Annotated in this window: 15 protein-coding genes; 11 read left to right on the top strand and 4 right to left on the bottom strand. The window is 39.9% G+C overall.

Annotated features, from left to right (window positions below):
• Positions 1-182 precede the first annotated feature (182 nt).
• The 3 genes from M3226_RS06740 (at position 183) to M3226_RS06730 (ending at position 2,674) form a co-directional block, all read left to right on the top strand.
• Positions 183-863, top strand: a complete 681-nt coding sequence (locus M3226_RS06740; RefSeq protein WP_251563766.1) for a metal-dependent hydrolase — start codon at positions 183-185, stop codon at positions 861-863.
• Positions 864-943: 80 nt separating this feature from the next.
• Positions 944-1,180 (top strand): hypothetical protein, encoded by a 237-nt coding sequence (locus tag M3226_RS06735; protein ID WP_098532806.1) that lies wholly within the window; start codon positions 944-946, stop codon positions 1,178-1,180.
• 174 nt (positions 1,181-1,354) lie between these two features.
• Positions 1,355-2,674 carry a CBS domain-containing protein gene (locus M3226_RS06730; protein ID WP_251563763.1) on the top strand — a complete coding sequence of 440 codons (1,320 nt, stop codon included), beginning with the start codon at positions 1,355-1,357 and terminating at the stop codon, positions 2,672-2,674.
• Positions 2,675-2,721: 47 nt separating this feature from the next.
• On the opposite strand, the gene M3226_RS06725 is transcribed toward M3226_RS06730, so the two are convergent.
• Positions 2,722-3,033, bottom strand: a complete 312-nt coding sequence (locus M3226_RS06725) for a YtpI family protein (RefSeq protein WP_251563761.1) — start codon at positions 3,031-3,033, stop codon at positions 2,722-2,724.
• A gap of 90 nt (positions 3,034-3,123) precedes the next feature.
• Here M3226_RS06725 and M3226_RS06720 point away from each other — a divergent pair, with 90 nt between their 5' ends.
• Positions 3,124-4,068, top strand: a complete 945-nt coding sequence (locus M3226_RS06720; RefSeq protein WP_251563759.1) for a DHH family phosphoesterase — start codon at positions 3,124-3,126, stop codon at positions 4,066-4,068.
• A 183-nt stretch (positions 4,069-4,251) separates the two neighbouring features.
• On the opposite strand, the gene ytrI is transcribed toward M3226_RS06720, so the two are convergent.
• Both ytrI and M3226_RS06710 read right to left on the bottom strand, forming a co-directional pair.
• Positions 4,252-4,752: a sporulation membrane protein YtrI gene (gene ytrI / locus M3226_RS06715; RefSeq protein WP_251563757.1), complete on the bottom strand. Its 501-nt coding sequence runs from the start codon at positions 4,750-4,752 to the stop codon at positions 4,252-4,254.
• Positions 4,749-5,087: a YtrH family sporulation protein gene (locus M3226_RS06710; RefSeq protein ID WP_098532796.1), complete on the bottom strand. Its 339-nt coding sequence runs from the start codon at positions 5,085-5,087 to the stop codon at positions 4,749-4,751. Before M3226_RS06710 ends, ytrI begins: the two co-directional genes overlap by 4 nt.
• A gap of 315 nt (positions 5,088-5,402) precedes the next feature.
• On the opposite strand from M3226_RS06710, the gene dnaE reads away from it, so the two are divergent.
• The 7 genes from dnaE to pyk all read left to right on the top strand — a co-directional run bounded on the left by dnaE (position 5,403) and on the right by pyk (position 16,022).
• Entirely contained in the window at positions 5,403-8,765 is a 3,363-nt protein-coding gene (gene dnaE / locus M3226_RS06705) for a DNA polymerase III subunit alpha (RefSeq protein WP_251563755.1), read from the top strand.
• Positions 8,766-8,883: 118 nt separating this feature from the next.
• The gene (locus M3226_RS06700; RefSeq protein ID WP_098532792.1) at positions 8,884-10,122 is read left to right on the top strand and encodes an NAD(P)-dependent malic enzyme; all 1,239 of its coding nucleotides are present in this window, start codon (positions 8,884-8,886) and stop codon (positions 10,120-10,122) included.
• 8 nt (positions 10,123-10,130) lie between these two features.
• Positions 10,131-10,757 carry a FadR/GntR family transcriptional regulator gene (locus tag M3226_RS06695; RefSeq protein ID WP_308211932.1) on the top strand — a complete coding sequence of 209 codons (627 nt, stop codon included), beginning with the start codon at positions 10,131-10,133 and terminating at the stop codon, positions 10,755-10,757.
• Positions 10,758-10,921: 164 nt separating this feature from the next.
• Complete coding sequence (gene accD / locus M3226_RS06690; RefSeq protein ID WP_251563753.1) at positions 10,922-11,830, top strand: acetyl-CoA carboxylase, carboxyltransferase subunit beta; 909 nt, start codon at positions 10,922-10,924, stop codon at positions 11,828-11,830.
• Complete coding sequence (gene accA, locus M3226_RS06685) at positions 11,824-12,801, top strand: acetyl-CoA carboxylase carboxyl transferase subunit alpha (RefSeq protein WP_251563751.1); 978 nt, start codon at positions 11,824-11,826, stop codon at positions 12,799-12,801. The genes accD and accA overlap by 7 nt, the downstream gene beginning before the upstream one ends.
• Before the next feature lie 457 nt (positions 12,802-13,258).
• On the top strand, positions 13,259-14,218 hold the full coding sequence (gene pfkA, locus M3226_RS06680) for a 6-phosphofructokinase (RefSeq protein ID WP_251563749.1): 960 nt from the start codon (positions 13,259-13,261) through the stop codon (positions 14,216-14,218).
• Positions 14,219-14,258: 40 nt separating this feature from the next.
• Positions 14,259-16,022, top strand: coding sequence for a pyruvate kinase (pyk, locus tag M3226_RS06675; protein ID WP_251563747.1), 1,764 nt, complete (start codon positions 14,259-14,261; stop codon positions 16,020-16,022).
• A gap of 96 nt (positions 16,023-16,118) precedes the next feature.
• On the opposite strand, the gene ytvI is transcribed toward pyk, so the two are convergent.
• Positions 16,119-17,234, bottom strand: coding sequence for a sporulation integral membrane protein YtvI (gene ytvI / locus M3226_RS06670; RefSeq protein ID WP_251563745.1), 1,116 nt, complete (start codon positions 17,232-17,234; stop codon positions 16,119-16,121).
• Positions 17,235-17,325: the final 91 nt, after the last annotated feature.

Here is a 17,325-nt window from a genome sequence, read left to right as displayed (position 1 = left end):
GATTAGGGGACCCCCATTACCTTAAAATCAAAACCAATTTGAGCGTAACAAGATTAATCGTAAAAGTAAACTATCCAAACCTATCATGCTCTAAAAAGAGACGGTTATGGGTATAAAGTAAGAAGGAATTCTTAAATTCTTATGGAAGACATAAATAGAACGATAAAAAGGAGTTGTTAAGAATGAAAGTATCATATCATGGGCATTCAGTTGTTCAAATTAACACGCAAGGAAAAAATATCATTATTGACCCGTTTATTACAGGTAACTCATTAACCGATTTAAGGGTGGAGGACGTAAAAGCCGATGTAATCATTTTATCGCATGGCCATAATGACCATGTCGGGGATACAGTGGAGCTTGCCAAAAGGAATGATGCACTTGTGGTGGCAACGGACGAACTGTCTACTTTTTTAAGCTGGCAGGGAGTAAAAACACATGGTATGCATATTGGTGGCTCCTATCAATTTGAGTTTGGAAGAATAAAGCTGACTCAGGCTTTCCACGGTTCAAGCTATACAACAAATGATAATCAAATTGTTTATTGCGGGATGCCGGCTGGAATCCTCCTTATGAGTGAAGGGAAGACCATTTACCACGCGGGTGATACAGCTCTTTTCTCTGATATGAAATTAATTGGTGAGCGTCATCCAATCGACCTTGCCTTCCTGCCGATAGGTGATAACTTTACAATGGGTCCGGAAGATGCTGCCTATGCGGCTGAACTGTTGAAAGCTAAAACAGTGGTTCCAATCCATTACAATACCTTCCCGCCAATTAAACAAGATCCTAATCAGTTTATTGAAATGCTTTCCAATATTAATGGACTTGTACTAACACCGGGTGAGGCAATAGAAATTTAATTGTTTAGAGGTTTTCACATACTTTTTTTCCTTCCGCTAGCATAAAAATAAACAAGCAGTCTTTTAGGGAGGAAATGTAGATGAAAAAGAACCGATATTTACTTTGCTTATTGCTTGCGGGGGTTATGCTCTATTTCGCTGTACCCAGATTGTCCGTGAACCTTGACGGGGCACCAGGGATATTTTCCTTAACATGGCTGGCGTTTGCTTTAATTGTGATTGCAGGCAATCTAACTGGACTTCTCTACAGTCCAAAGAAAACAGTCCGAAAAATGCAGTCAGGACGATTAAAGAAAAAGTCCCGGTCTTACTATTAATTTATTAAAATTTAGCTCTAGCTCCTTAAAGCGCCTGTAAAGAAGGCGCTTTCCTCTTTTAAATTGTGAGAAACCGCATTGAATCAAGGCATTCAACACTTTATAATGAAAAATAGACATTATTCCGGTTTAAGACTGGATGAATTGGAATTCAAACCATAAAGGGTGAAGGCTTTGGCTACTAAGCATGAACAAATTTTGCAATACATTGATGGACTTCCAATAGGGGAAAAAATATCAGTGCGGCAAATCGCCAGGGCGATGACCGTAAGTGAAGGAACGGCCTATAGAGCGATAAAAGAAGCTGAAAATAAAGGGTATGTCAGCACAATCGAACGGGTCGGAACGATTCGGATTGAACGAAAGAAGAAAGAAAATATCGAAAAACTGACATTTGCAGAAGTTGTAAATATTGTTGACGGGCAGGTATTAGGCGGAAGAACGGGTTTACATAAAACACTTAATAAGTTCGTGATTGGTGCCATGAAACTAGAAGCCATGATGCGCTACACGGAAGCGGGTAACCTTCTGATTGTTGGTAACCGGACACAGGCACATGAGCTTGCTTTAAAAGCAGGAGCGGCTGTTTTAATTACAGGTGGATTTGATTCTGAAGACCATGTGAAAAAGCTCGCAGACAAACTGGAATTGCCGGTCATTTCAACTAGTTATGATACCTTCACGGTAGCTACGATGATTAACCGCGCCATCTATGACCAATTAATCAAAAAAGAAATCATCCTGGTAGAAGACATTTTAACACATCTTGAGGATACCTATTATCTCAAAACATCAGATAAAGTGTCCAAGTGGCATGAGTTAAATCAAAAAACGACTCATAGCCGCTACCCTGTTGTCGACCAAAACATGAAAATTCAAGGAATGGCCACTAGTAAAGATATACTAGGCCAAGAATTAGATACTCCGATTGAAAAAATCATGACAAAAAATCCGATGACCGTGAACGGAAAAACAAGTGTCGCCTCAACAGCTCATACTATGGTCTGGGAAGGGATTGAGGTCCTGCCTGTTACCGATGATTCCAATCGTCTCGAAGGTATTATTAGTCGTCAAGATGTATTAAAGGCACTACAAATGAATCAGCGTCAGCCGCAGGTTGGTGAAACAATAGACGATATCATTACCAACCAAATGGTCTTAGTCCAAGGGAAAGCTAAAGGAGAAGAAGTCTATTCCTGTGTAGTAACTCCTCAAATGACCAATCATCTTGGAACGATTTCTTATGGAGTATTCACTACAATTGTATCTGACGCGGCAAATCGGGTCTTGCGCAGCTATAAAAAAGGTGATTTGGTTGTAGAAAATATGACGATTTACTTTCTAAAACCGGTTCAAATGGAGAGTACTTTGGAAATTGTTCCTAAAATACTTGAAGTAGGCCGTAAATTTGGAAAAGTGGATGTTGAGGTTTTTAATGATGGTGTGTTGGTTGGCAAAGCAATGATGATGTGTCAGTTAATTGATCGAAATTAAAACTATTAACAAGAAAGCCGCTTCTCTCAAAAAAGAAGCGGCTCAACTTATTTTTGGGCTTCAAGACTCTTAGCCTCTTCGATCGCAAAGGGCAGATAGTGCTTATATTTTTTGAAGCCAATCCAGCTGAAGTAAGCACCATAAATAGTAAAGATGGATGCAATAATGTATGATGTGGTAGTCTCAGATATAAAGAAAAGATGATTAATGCCAAATAAGCAGACAAAAAGGCCTAGAGCAATATTTGATTTTGCGGAAAGCCATTTCTTTTCAACTTGACGGTTGCTTCTAAAGTATTTTGTTTTATAAAATAAGTAGAAAGCAAATAAAACGACAATCAATACAACGAGTACAAACATTATTCAATCCCCCAAATTTCTAGAAGTCATCTATTATTTTAGCGTGGATTGATAAAAAAAGCCATAATTGGTACATAAGGAGCAGTGTTCATGATTGAAGAAATTTTAAATGCGATTAAGCAATATGAAACAATTATTGTTCATCGTCATGTCCGTCCAGACCCCGATGCATACGGTTCACAAGGCGGATTAACAGCTATTTTAAAGGAATCCTTTCCGGAGAAAAAAATCTTTGCCGTAGGTCAAGAGGAGCCAACGCTAAATTTCCTGCGCCGGCTTGATGTGATTGAGGATGAGGTTTATAAAGGGGCATTGGTGATTGTTTGTGATACAGCTAATCAGGAAAGAATTGATGACCGCCGCTACAATTTAGGCGATAAATTAATTAAAATTGATCATCACCCAAACATGGAGCCCTATGGTGACTTGCTATGGGTCGACACTAACGCAAGTTCCTGCAGTGAAATGATCTATGAATTTTATCTAAAAGGTAAACAATTGGGCTTGAAAATGAATGACGAAGCGGCAAGACTATTGTTTGCGGGAATTGTTGGCGACACGGGAAGATTTTTATTTCCAAGCTCGACTGAAAAGACATTTGCTTATGCAGGTGAATTAATTCATTACAATTTTTCCCGTACTGAACTTTTTGACCAAATGTACGAATTAGATCCTAAGATCATTAAATTACAAGGTTATATTTTGCAAAACTTTGAACTACAGCCCAACGGTGTGGCTTCTGTTATGATTACGAAAGAATTACTCACTGAGTATAACGCAAGACCTGCTGAAGCATCCTTGCTTGTTGGCACACTCGGGGATGTAAAAGGCATCAAAGCGTGGGTCTTTTTCATTGAGGAAGAGAAACAAATCCGGGTAAGACTCCGTTCAAAGGGACCTGTTATAAATGTGGTCGCCAGGAAATTTAACGGCGGCGGACATCCACTTGCTTCGGGTGCAACCATTTATTCATGGGACGAAGTGGAACAAGTCGTTAATGAATTAGGGAAAGTTTGCGAGGCCTATACAAAATAGACTGCTAAAATAAAACGGCCCGCTTTCAGGGCCGTTTGTCTAGCTGCAGCGCCTTGGGCCTGGGGTCATAAGCCAATCCGTTTAGAAGGCTAAAAAGCAGCCTTCTCGCCGGCTCGTCCTATGCCTGTCGCCCCTAGGAAAAATGAACTGCTTTTTTCCCAGATCAAGGCGCTTCCGCTTTTCTCATTCAAAATCAATTTCTAGTTGGATTGTTAAGTTTGTATAAATCACCATTTCTTTCACTTTTAATTTATATCTTTTATCATTGATTTTTACTTGTTTGTTTTCAATAATTTTTTTTATTAAGTCTTTACTTTTATAAACCGTGTCAATATCCTTAGCAAGCATCATACTGATGTCATCATGGACAGAATCTTCAGTTTCAAGCACACTCAACGAGTCTAACTTATATTTTTCGGCATTTGTAATTTTAATATTAATCTTCTGAACCGTTAGCTGTTCAATCTTACGCCGATTAATTTCCTTATACTCATCCTGCCATATCTTTTTCTCATTATTTAAGTCAACAATCTGTTTCTGCTGTTTTTGAATTAACTCCGTGTTTTCTTCCTGCCAAACACCGTAAATATATAGAAAGATACACCAGCTAATCGCTCCTCCAACCGCTGTTCCGGCAAAAAAACGCTGCCAGCCGGGTCTCTTGTATAATTGCGGGACCCTCATGACGATATATGCTCCTGGGTTAACCAATTAATGATGAGAGCCCCTGTCTGGGCACCGCCTAGGGCAGAAAGGATAAGTAATAGTTGTTTGAAAAGATCTTTTGTATCCGCATTGAATAGGCCTCTTTCAAAGGTGTAAACCGCATCGAATGTTCCGCCAATCGCTGAAACGATTGCCCAAATCCTGAGTGCGGAGGATAGCCGGTAGACTGTGGTAAGTGGGGGCTGTCCGGTTAGGAATGAAGCAATTCCACCAATTAAGGAACCGCCAAGCACGACTCCTAGCGCTATAAAGTAGCCCTCAATAAAAGCAGGAAAAAAACCAATTTCTTTCATGAGCAAACCGCCCTTATAAATAGTTATATTCATTTATATGGACAAGAGTCTGGGAATATGAGTTAGCAAAAAAATAACCATCATTTAAGGCGCTTCCGCTTTTCTGAATTGTCTAGCTGCAGCGCCTAGGGGCTCGGGGTCATAAGCCAACCCGTCAAGAAGGCTAAAGAGCAGCCTTCTCGCCGGCTCGTCTTATGCCTGTCGCCCCTGTGCAAGGCGCTTTCGCTTTTCTGTAAATAAGAACATATTTTCTTTTTTTCGTCTTAAGCTCTATAATTAAATTAATGAAATTTTTTTAAGAAACGGTGTGACATTATGTCTTTTATTCACCTCCAGGTGTATAGTGCCTATAGCTTGTTGACAAGTACGGCATCTATACCAAATTTAATTGAAAATGCTATAAGTAAGGGATTTAGTGCCCTTGCCTTAACGGATCGAAATGTAATGTACGGAACGATTGAATTTTATAAACTTTGTAAGAAAAAAAACCTTAAACCGATCATTGGTTTAACCGTAGATGTGGAAAGTGAAAGGTCGGAAAATGCCGCTTACCCACTTGTATTACTTGCCGAAACAGAAGAAGGATTTAAAAACCTATTAAAAATATCAAGCGCTGTTCAAACAAAATCCAAAAATGGAATCCCGTTTAAATGGCTGAAGTCTTATGCACAGGGGCTTATCGCGATTTCTCCAGGTTTAGAAGGGGAAATTGAACAATCACTTTTGAACGGGAATCAGGAATATGCAAGAAGCTTAATCCGTAAACTCGACTACATATTCGGGAATGGCAGCTTTTTCTTATCGGTTCAACAGCATCAGTTGGAAGATGAAGTCAAGATATTTAAACAGTTTCTTGACATTTCTAAGGAAGAAAACATTCCGCTGGTAGCCACAAACAGAGTACATTATTTAGAAAAAGAAGATACCTTCGCGCACGAATGTTTATTAGCCATTAAAAATGGTGATAAACTCCAGGATGAGCATAGAGAAAAACTAGATAGCGACCAGTTTTATTTGAAGAGTGCCAAGGAAATGGTCGATAGTTTTTCAGTACTTCCAGAAGTTTTGGAAAACTCCCTGAAAATAGCAGAACGTTGTACGGTAAATATCGAACTTAATAAAACATATTTACCAACATTTCCAAACGATAATGGAATTCCCGCTGAGGAATTTCTTGATCAACTGTGCCAAAAAGGATTGTTCGAACGCTTTCCTAACCCTGGCAAGGAATATTTAGACCGATTGCAATTTGAACTTGCCGTGATTAAACGAATGAAGTTTAGCAACTATTTTTTAATTGTTTGGGATTTTATGAGATATGCCCGCGATCATAATATTTTAACTGGACCCGGGCGGGGCTCGGCGGCAGGTTCGCTTGTCGCTTATGTACTGTATATCACAGATGTAGATCCGATTGAACATAATCTATTATTTGAGCGTTTTTTAAATCCTGAAAGGGTATCGATGCCTGATATTGATATAGACTTTCCTGATCACCGCCGTGACGAGGTTATCGATTACGTCGCAAAAAAATATGGGGAAATGCATGTCGCCCAAATCGTTACGTTTGGAACGCTCGCTGCAAAAGCGGCTTTAAGGGATGTCGGCAGAGCGTTTGGCTTAAATACAAAAGAATTGGAGTATTTATCAAGATTGGTTCCATCCCGCTTAGGGATTGATTTGGAAGCCGCATTTAAAGAATCAGAGCCATTAAGAAGGTTTGTGAAGGATACACCGCTAAATCAAAGACTTTTTGAGACAGCTCTCAAGCTTGAAGGGCTTCCTCGCCACACTTCCACACATGCTGCCGGTGTGGTCCTTAGTGAGAAGCAGCTAGTGGAATTAATCCCGATTCAACGAGGATCGGGAAATGTGTACTTAACCCAATATTCAATGGAACACCTTGAGGAGATTGGTTTACTAAAAATGGACTTTCTTGGTCTCCGAAATCTTTCACTGATTGAAACCATTTTAAATTCTATTTATCGAGAATCGGGAAAGAAGGTTGACATTAAGCAAGTGCCGCTAGTAGACACCAACACCTTTGAATTACTTGCACGGGGTGAAACCACAGGGATCTTTCAGCTTGAATCGGAGGGAATGAGGAAGGTGTTGACGAGGTTAAAGCCGTCACGATTTGAAGATATCGTGGCAGTAAATGCCTTGTATCGCCCGGGGCCTATGGAAAACATTCCTCTCTATATTGACCGAAAACATGGCAGGGCGGATGTTGATTATCCCCACCCTGATTTAGAGCCTATCTTAGAGAATACATATGGGGTTATTGTGTACCAAGAGCAAATTATGCAGATTGCTTCTAAAATGGCCGGTTTTTCACTCGGTGAAGCGGATCTTCTGCGGAGAGCAGTTGGGAAAAAACAAAAAGAGGTGTTGGACAAGGAGCGCTATCACTTTGTCCAAGGAGCCATAAAAAAAGGATATACGGAAGAATTGGCGAATGAAATATATGATTTAATTGTCCGATTTGCAAACTATGGATTTAATAGAAGCCATGCTGTCGCCTATAGTATGATTGCCTATCAGCTGGCATTTTTAAAAGCAAATTTTCCTGTTCATTTTATGGCTGGGCTCCTTACCACAGCCATTGGAAATGATACAAAAATTGCTCAATATATCATGGAAACGAGGCAAAAGGAGATTCTGGTCCTTCCTCCATCGATTAATCAAAGTAAATACTCCTTTAAGGTTGAAAGAAGCGGTATCCGCTATAGTCTGGCAGCCATTAAAAATGTCGGCGGTGCTGCCTTAAAGGAGATATTTCAAGCCAGGAAGCGGAAGAGATTTGATGATTTATTTGATTTTTGTATCAGGGTTTCTTCTAAAGCAGTAAACCGAAAAACACTTGAATTTCTAGTACATTCCGGTGCCTTTGATGAATTTGGCGAAGATCGTGCTGTTCTTTTAGCCAGTTTGGATGTAGCTATCGAACATGCTCAAATCTTTAAATCGGATGACGCTGATCAATTTGCCTTATTTGATGATGACATGATTCCAAAGCCGAAATACGTTCATGTGGATCCCATTAGTCTCGAGAATAAATTGACCTTTGAGAAAGAAGCACTTGGTTTTTACCTTTCTGACCATCCCATTTCCATTTATGAAAAAAGGCTGAAAGCCAGCGGAGCCTCGCTGTTATTTCAATTAAACCCGGAAATGAAAAGGGCTTTTTCAGGTGTTTATATTTCGGCCATGAAATCGATTCGTACAAAAAAGGGAGATTCGATGTCCTTTTTAACAATAAGTGATTCGAGCGGTGAAATGGAGGCTGTAGCTTTTCCAAATATCTTTAAAAGGTTTCAGGGATTACTAAAACAAGGCAGCTTTGTCATTCTTGAGGGGAGAATTGAAGAGAGAGAGAACATGCTCCAATTTATCATCCAGCAGGTATTTGATATGGAACAGTGGCTAAACACCAATTTTAAGCAACAACCAGTTTTATATTTAAAAATTTCAACTGGCATAAGGGATGAGGAATCACTGCAAAAAATAAATAAGATTTTGCGAGAAAATAAAGGAAACATCCCTGTTGTTCTTCACTATGAAGAAAAACGAAAAACGATAAGGTTAGGTGACCAATACAGGGTAAAATCCGAACCGCATGTCATGGAGAAACTAAGAAGCATTCTAGGTTCAAAAAATGTGGTCCTAAAGGAATAATTCTTTACAACTTTCCTGGATATGTTATAGTGATAAAGAGACGAGTGTGGTCTGACCACTACAGCTGGCAATTAATTATTGGGTATTGATATTATATATATATTAGGGGTGACAGTTCTTGACTTTACGTGAAGAAGCATTACATATGCATCGAATTCATAAGGGGAAATTAGAGTCAAAATCAAAGGTTCCAGTTCGAAATGCTCATGATTTAAGTTTAGCTTATTCACCTGGTGTGGCGGAGCCATGTAAGGACATCTATGAAAAACCTGAAACTGTCTATGATTATACCATGAAAGGAAATATGGTTGCGGTTGTTTCCGACGGTACTGCCGTTTTAGGACTTGGCAATATTGGACCAGAAGCTGCACTTCCAGTTATGGAGGGTAAAGCCGTTCTTTTCAAAAGCTTTGCCGGTGTGGATGCCTTTCCGATCTGTTTAAACACAACAGATGTGGATAAAATTGTTGAAACCGTTAAGTTGTTGGAACCAACCTTTGGAGGAGTGAATCTCGAAGATATCGCAGCTCCCAACTGTTTTGTGATCGAGGAAAGATTGAAAAGGGAAGCCAATATTCCTATTTTTCATGATGACCAGCATGGTACAGCGATTGTTACGGTAGCAGGACTAGTCAACGCCCTTAAACTTATAGGAAAGAAAATAACTGAAATTAAGGTAGTTGCAAGTGGGGCAGGAGCTGCTGGTATTGCAATTATCAAGTTGTTATATAGCTATGGAGTTAGAGACATTATCATGTGCGATACAAAAGGCGCAATTTATGAAGGCCGGCCGCATGGGATGAACTCAGTCAAAGCAGAAGTAGCGAAATTCACCAACCGAGATAATCAACAAGGAAGTCTCGCCGATGTCATAAAAGGTGCAGATGTCTTTATTGGTGTATCGGTTGCCGGAGCACTGACCAAGGAAATGGTTGCTTCGATGAACCAAGACTCGATTATTTTTGCCATGGCGAATCCTGATCCAGAAATAATGCCGGAAGAAGCCAAAGCAGCAGGGGCAAAAGTCGTCGGAACAGGTCGCTCTGACTTTCCGAACCAGGTAAACAACGTCCTAGCATTCCCTGGGATTTTCCGTGGAGCCCTTGATGTTCGGGCAACACATATTAATGAAAAAATGAAGGTAGCAGCAGTAGAGGCTATTGCCGGCCTAATCAACGAAGATGAACTACATGCAGACTATGTCATCCCAGCACCTTTTGACCCAAGGGTAGCACCAAATGTTGCTGCTGCAGTGGCCAAGGCGGCTATGGAAACAGGTGTAGCCCGTCTTAAAGTTGACCCTGAAGACGTAAAGGAAAGAACGCAAAGGCTCGCAATCATTGGTAAAAGTGAGTGATTTCGTAAGTGACGAATTCCAAAGTTTATTTAGAGATTGTGAAGCACTTAAGAGAAATGATTACAATTGCCGGTCTTAAGACAGGTGATAAAATTCCATCTGAACGTGAATTGTCGGAGCGCCTGAATTTCGGGCGCTCTTCCGTTCGCGAAGCATTAAGAGCATTAGAGCTTCTTGGTTTAATTGAGACAAGAAGAGGCGAGGGAACGTTTATCAGAGATTTTCGCGGTCATCAGCTGGTTCAACTCCTTAGCACTTTTATTTTGCAGGACCAAAAAGCAATACGTGATGTGTTTGAAACCAAAAACTATATTGAAATGGATTGCTTGCATTTAGTACTCCAAAAAGCGGATAATCAGGAAATAAACAAGATTAAGGATTGGGTTGAAAAGTCGGAACACTTCTCTGATGATGAATTTTTTCAGAGAATAATGGAACTGTCCGATAACCACTTATTCTTGCGGTTGTGGTCTATCTTAAAAGAGTATTATCATTCACTTGAAGAAAATCATCTGACCTTTAAGCGGGAATATTATCTTAAATTAACAATCGCTTTAGCCGAAAAGGATCTTGAAAAAACACTATCTGCGTATAAAAAACTTCGAAATTTGTCAAACTCTACCGACAAATACTAACAGATTTTGAACTATGTTTATTTTATAGTGAAAGTTATACAAGCCTGTTAGGATGGCTATTTTTTAGTCTAATACTGGTCTGACCACGTTTGAATCCAATAGGTATGAAGTAAAGGCAGGATAGAAAGACTTCTATAATAGCAGTAATTTGGAGAATCCTGCCAATGGCAGTCGCGTTACACAAGGGAGGTTTTAATTTGGCGCTTAAAGATCTTTTTACAAAAAATCAACCAAAAAAGAAAAAATATGCAACTATTCCAGAAACGGCTAAAAGTGATGTGCCTGAAGGAATTATGTCTAAGTGTCCTTCATGTAAGAAAATTATGTATACAAAAGAATTAGTCAAAAACGCAAAGGTATGCCTGCATTGCGGCTATCATTTTCAAATGACAGCAAAAGAGCGGGTCGATAGTTTTATTGACGAAGAAACTTTTGTGGAATTAAACGAAGAAATGATTTCAATAAACCCACTTAATTTTCCGGACTATCTAGAGAAGCTTGAAAAAGACCGGCAAAAAACCAATCTAAATGAAGCGGTTGTAACTGGCATGGGGTCTGTTAACGGTCATAAAATTGTCTTGGCTATTATGGATGCCTCGTTCCGAATGGGGAGTATGGGTTCAGTCGTTGGTGAAAAAATAACCCTGGCGATTGAAAAAGCAGATGAACTGTCACTTCCATTTATTATCTTTACGGCATCAGGCGGGGCGAGAATGCAAGAAGGTGCTTTGAGTTTGATGCAAATGGCCAAGACAAGTGTTGCCTTAAAGAGATTTAGTAATAATGGCGGACTTATTATCTCAATTATGACTCACCCGACAACAGGCGGGGTTTCTGCAAGCTTTGCCTCCTTGGGGGATTATAACTTTGCCGAACCAGGAGCATTAATTGCCTTTGCCGGCCGAAGAGTTATTGAACAATCTATTCGTGAGGAATTGCCTGAGGACTTCCAAACCGCTGAGTTTCTCCTAAAGCATGGACAGTTAGATGCGATTATTCCTCGTTTGGAAATGGTGGATCAAATTACCAACATATTAGACATTCATCAATCTGGAGGTGAACTTGATTGGTAGGAGAATTAGAATTCGAACGCCCTATTGTGGAGTTAAGAAAGAAAATTGCTGAAATAAAAGAGTTCACTAAAACAGCAGATGTTGATTTAAGTCATGAAATCAAAAAGTTAGAGGCCCGGCTAGAAAAACTTGAACAGGATATATATGAAAATATTAAACCCTGGGACAGGGTTCAAATTGCCCGTCTAGCCAGCAGGCCAACAACACTTGATTATATTTCTTATCTCTTTGACGGCTTTTTTGAGTGCCATGGTGACAGGACCTTTGCCGATGATGAGGCTATTGTTGGTGGTGTTGCCAAATTTAAAGGATTACCTGTTACAGTTATTGGTCATCAGCGCGGGAAAGATACGAAAGAAAACATTCGCAGAAATTTTGGAATGCCTCATCCTGAAGGCTACCGAAAAGCATTGCGATTAATGAAGCAGGCTGATAAATTTAATCGCCCGATTATTTGCTTTATTGACACAAAAGGAGCTTATCCAGGAAAAGCGGCAGAAGAACGAGGTCAAAGCGAAGCCATTGCTCGGAATTTGTTTGAAATGGCGGGTCTTCGGGTCCCGGTTATTTGCGTTGTGATTGGTGAGGGGGGCAGCGGCGGTGCCTTAGCGCTTGGCGTTGGCAACCGTATTTATATGCTCGAAAATTCAACTTACTCCGTTATTTCTCCTGAAGGTGCAGCCGCTATTTTATGGAAGGATGCGTCTCTTGCAAAAAATGCAGCTGAAACCATGCGAATTACCGCTCCTGACCTAAAAGATCTGGGCATTATTGATGATATTATTCCAGAAATTAAGGGTGGAGCTCAAAAGGACGTGAAACAGCAGGCAGAGGAAATTGAGAAGATGCTGAAAGCTTCACTAACAGACTTATTAAAACTATCAGAAGAAGAATTAATAGCAGACCGGTATAACCGGTTTAGAACCATTGGCGAATACACAGTTGCGAAAGATTACATTAGTGTAAATTAAAAAATCGTGCTCTCCACGGGCACGTTTTTTAATTATGTGAGTTGTCCAGCTCCAGCGCCCAGCGACGAGACGACTTCGCCCATCTCCCTACGATAAGTCAACACGAAAAAGCTAACGCTCTTCGTGTTTCCTTTATCTCAGTCGATGGGCTCCAGTCCTGTCGTGCGCTAAACGGGCGCTTCCGCTTTTTCTTTGTTCACAGATTATTCACGGAAAATACCTTAAATTGTTAAAGATAACGATTACAAACAGATTTGAAGCGCTGCCAGTTTACTAACTATTCCGTCTATTATAATTACTAATATGAATCGGTTGTTAACGCGTTTTCTTCATGTTATTTTATAAATATTCGAGGGTTTTATGTTAATAATAATAAAGTACTAAAAGTGTAGGCATAATTAATTCTTTTACTAACAAAGTGTACATACGGTTCAAATTTATTTCTGAGGTGAAAAACATGAAAAAAATAGGTGTACTTACAAGTGGGGGAGATTCCCCGGGGATGAATCCAGCCATACGGGCTGTTGTCCGTAAAGCAATTTTTCATAATGTAGATGTTTATGGTATTTATGGCGGCTATGCGGGATTAGTTAGCGGAAATATAAAAAAACTTGAGCTTGGTTCTGTTGGCGATATCATTCACCGCGGAGGAACCATGCTTCAGTCTGCCCGTCTGCCGGAATTTGCAAATAAAGAAGTACAAAAAAAAGGGATTGAGCAGCTTCTTGCCCACGGTATTGAGGGACTTGTTGTAATTGGTGGTGACGGTTCCTACCGCGGCGCTAAAGCCTTAACTGAGCAAGGATATCCATGTGTTGGAGTACCTGGAACGATAGATAATGATATCCCAGGAACAGAATTAACTATCGGCTTTGATACGGCCCTTAATACAGTCATCAATGCAATTGATAAAATTCGTGATACAGCAACATCCCATGAAAGAACATTTGTTATTGAAGTAATGGGACGTAATGCTGGTGACATAGCATTATGGGCTGGACTTGCCGGCGGCGCGGAAACCATATTAATTCCTGAAGAAAATTATGATATGAGAGAAGTGGCTGAAAGGCTGCGCAGTGGACATGAACGTGGCAAAAAGCATAGTATTATTGTCGTGGCAGAAGGCGTATGCAGTGGTTACGAATTTGCACGCCAGCTTAAAGAAACCACTGAATTTGATACAAGAGTTTCAGTGTTGGGGCATATCCAGCGCGGCGGTTCACCAACCGTAGCAGATAGAGTGCTAGCCAGCAGGCTTGGAGCACGCGCGGTTGAACTGCTAATTGAAGGAAAAGGCGGACGTGCCGTAGGAATTGAAAATAATAAGCTTGTTGACTACGATATTATTGAGGCCTTAGAGAAAAAACATACGCTCGATCTTGAATTATTTAGATTATCTAAGGAGTTATCAATATAGGAAATTGAAGTTGTCTTTTCTAAAATAGGAGGAAAAAAGCATGCTACGAAAAACAAAAATCGTTTGTACGATTGGACCTGCAAGTGAATCAGTGGAAAAATTAACTCAATTAATTAATTCGGGTATGAATGTTGCCCGATTAAATTTTTCTCATGGAGATTTTGAAGAACATGGGGCAAGAATCAAAAATATTCGCGAAGCCTCAAAGCAAACTGGAAAGACTGTAGCCATCCTGCTCGACACAAAGGGGCCGGAAATTCGTACCAACAATATGCAAAACGGAGCAATTGAGCTTGAAGCTGGTAAAAATATCATTATTTCCATGACAGAGGTAGAAGGTACGACTGAGAAATTTTCTGTTACATACCCTGGACTAATTGAAGATGTACATGTAGGCTCAAGAATTCTTTTAGACGATGGATTAATCGGTCTTGAAGTAATCGAAATCAATCAGGCTGAAAAAGAAATCTATACTAAAATTTTAAATAGCGGTACATTAAAGAATAAAAAAGGTGTAAACGTTCCTGGAGTATCGGTTAATTTACCAGGGATAACAGAAAAAGACACCCAGGATATTTTATTTGGGATTGAGCAGGGTGTTGATTTCATCGCAGCATCATTTGTTCGCCGCGCGAAAGATGTATTAGAAATTCGTCAGCTATTAGAAGAAAATAATGGAACAAACATTCATATTATCCCTAAAATTGAAAATCAAGAAGGCGTTGATAACATCGATGAAATTCTTGAAATTTCTGATGGTTTAATGGTTGCGCGTGGAGACCTTGGCGTAGAAATTCCTGCTGAAGAAGTACCACTTGTGCAAAAAATGCTCATTAAGAAGTGTAATGCCCTAGGAAAACCTGTTATTACAGCTACGCAAATGCTTGATTCTATGCAGCGTAACCCTAGACCAACTCGTGCAGAAGCGAGTGACGTTGCCAATGCCATTTTTGATGGTACCGATGCTATTATGTTATCTGGTGAAACAGCTGCAGGACAATACCCTGTAGAAGCCGTACAAACCATGCATAACATTGCTTCAAGAGCGGAACAAGCTTTGGATCATAGAGAAATCTTATCAAGCCGCAGTAGGGACACTGAGCACAATCTTACCGATGCAATTGGACAATCTGTAGCCCATACCGCTTTAAATCTTGAGGTTAAGTCGATTATTACACCAACAGAGAGTGGTCACACGGCTAAAATGATTTCTAAATATCGTCCAAAAGCAGCTATTGTTGCGGTGACAGCTAATGAGCATACTGTTCGTCGGTTACAACTGGTGTGGGGTGTATATTCACAGCTAGGCAGAACTTCAACAACTACAGATGAAATGCTGGATACAGCTGTTGAATCCAGCCTAGAAAGCGGTCTTGTAAAACATGGTGATTTAGTTGTCATCACTGCTGGCGTACCTGTTGGAGAAGCAGGCACAACGAACTTAATGAAGATTCATGTGGTTGGGGACATCATTACAAAGGCCCAAGGCATTGGACGCCGTTCTGCTTTTGGTAAAGTAGTCGTGGCACATGATGCAAAGGAAGCATTGGATAAAGTTAAGCCAGGAACGATCCTTGTTACAATCGGAACCGATCGTGATATGATGCCTGCACTTGAAAAGTGTGCAGCACTTATTACTCAAGAAGGTGGATTAACCAGCCATGCTGCTGTAGTTGGCCTTAACTTGAGCATTCCAGTCATCGTTGGAGTGGACCGTGCCCTTGAGTTATTTAAAGATGGTCAGGAAATTACCGTTGATGCAACAAGAGGAATCGTCTACAACGGTCATGCAAGTGTACTATAAACGTTAAGTACTTTTTAATTGTGTAAATAAAAAACGTCAGCATCCCTTTGGGGCTGACGTTTTTTTATAATCTTCTTCTTAAATCTCTTGGGTAAATCAAATATTTGGACCTTTAATATACGTCCAGACATCATGGAAAACATTTGCACGATAAAGTGTGCTGATAATTACAAGGGTAACTGGCCCAATAATTAATCCTAAAAATCCTATTAATTTAAAGCCAACAAATAAGGCAATAAGGGTAGCTAATGGATCTAGGCCGATACTAGATGAAAGGATCTTTGGCTCCATAATCTGACGCTGTACAAGGACAATAATATAAAGAACACCTAAACCAATGGCAAGCCCCATATCACCGTTAATGAAAGCATAGATAATCCATGGTACAAAGACGGCTCCTGTTCCCAAGTAGGGAATGATATCAACAATTCCTGTTGCTAATGCTATGGTAATAGCATAATCTACTCTAAGGATAAGCAAACCTATTAGAATAATGACAGTTGTAATCGAAATAAGTGTAAGCTGCGCTTTAATAAAACCGAATAACGCCTTTTTTAAGTCGATGAAAACCGTCTTACTACTTGTTTTCGCTTTTTGTGGAAGTATTCTGCCGCCCATTGCAGACAAGTGATACCAATCCTTGCTGATAAAGAAGGTTGCTAATAAAGAGAAAATGAGGACAGTAGCAGCGTTGGGAAACCAAGAAAGGATATTAGGGATATTTCCAAATAGATTTTTAATAAATGTCCCAACCGTTGAGCCGATTTTTGCCCCTACATTTTGAATATTACCAATAATCGTGTCTTGTTGGCCGGCTTCCAGTTTATTAAAGACACTTGTTAATTGGTTGTATAAGGGAATAATTTGGGCTGTAAAATAATCCTCTAAATAATTAATCAGTGTATCAAGATGTTCCGGAACTACTGTGGCCAAGTAGGCAGCACCAGAGACAATCTCTGCGACTAAAAGCGTAATTAAACCAGCACAAGAAGCAAATATCACGATTAATGAGATTAGGACAGCAAGACCGCGTGGCATTTTTGCCTTTTTCTCAAGGAGATCGACTAAAGGATTAATCAGAAAGGCTATGATAAGACCTATTAAAAATGGATACGTAACTTTTGATAAAAAATAAAACAGATACAACGCCAAACACACACCGCCAACTACGAGTAGGAATCGTATGGTCCGGTATATATATTTAAGCTCCAAAAACAGCCCTCCTATTGTAATTAGTAACTTCAGTTTAACATTTTATGACCAAAGCTGCATAATTTTCCAGAAAATTTATTCTCTGAAAATA

The organism is Neobacillus cucumis (assembly GCF_023715505.1).
Note: the sequence above shows the minus strand (reverse complement) of the source record. Positions and strands in the feature narration are given on the sequence as shown.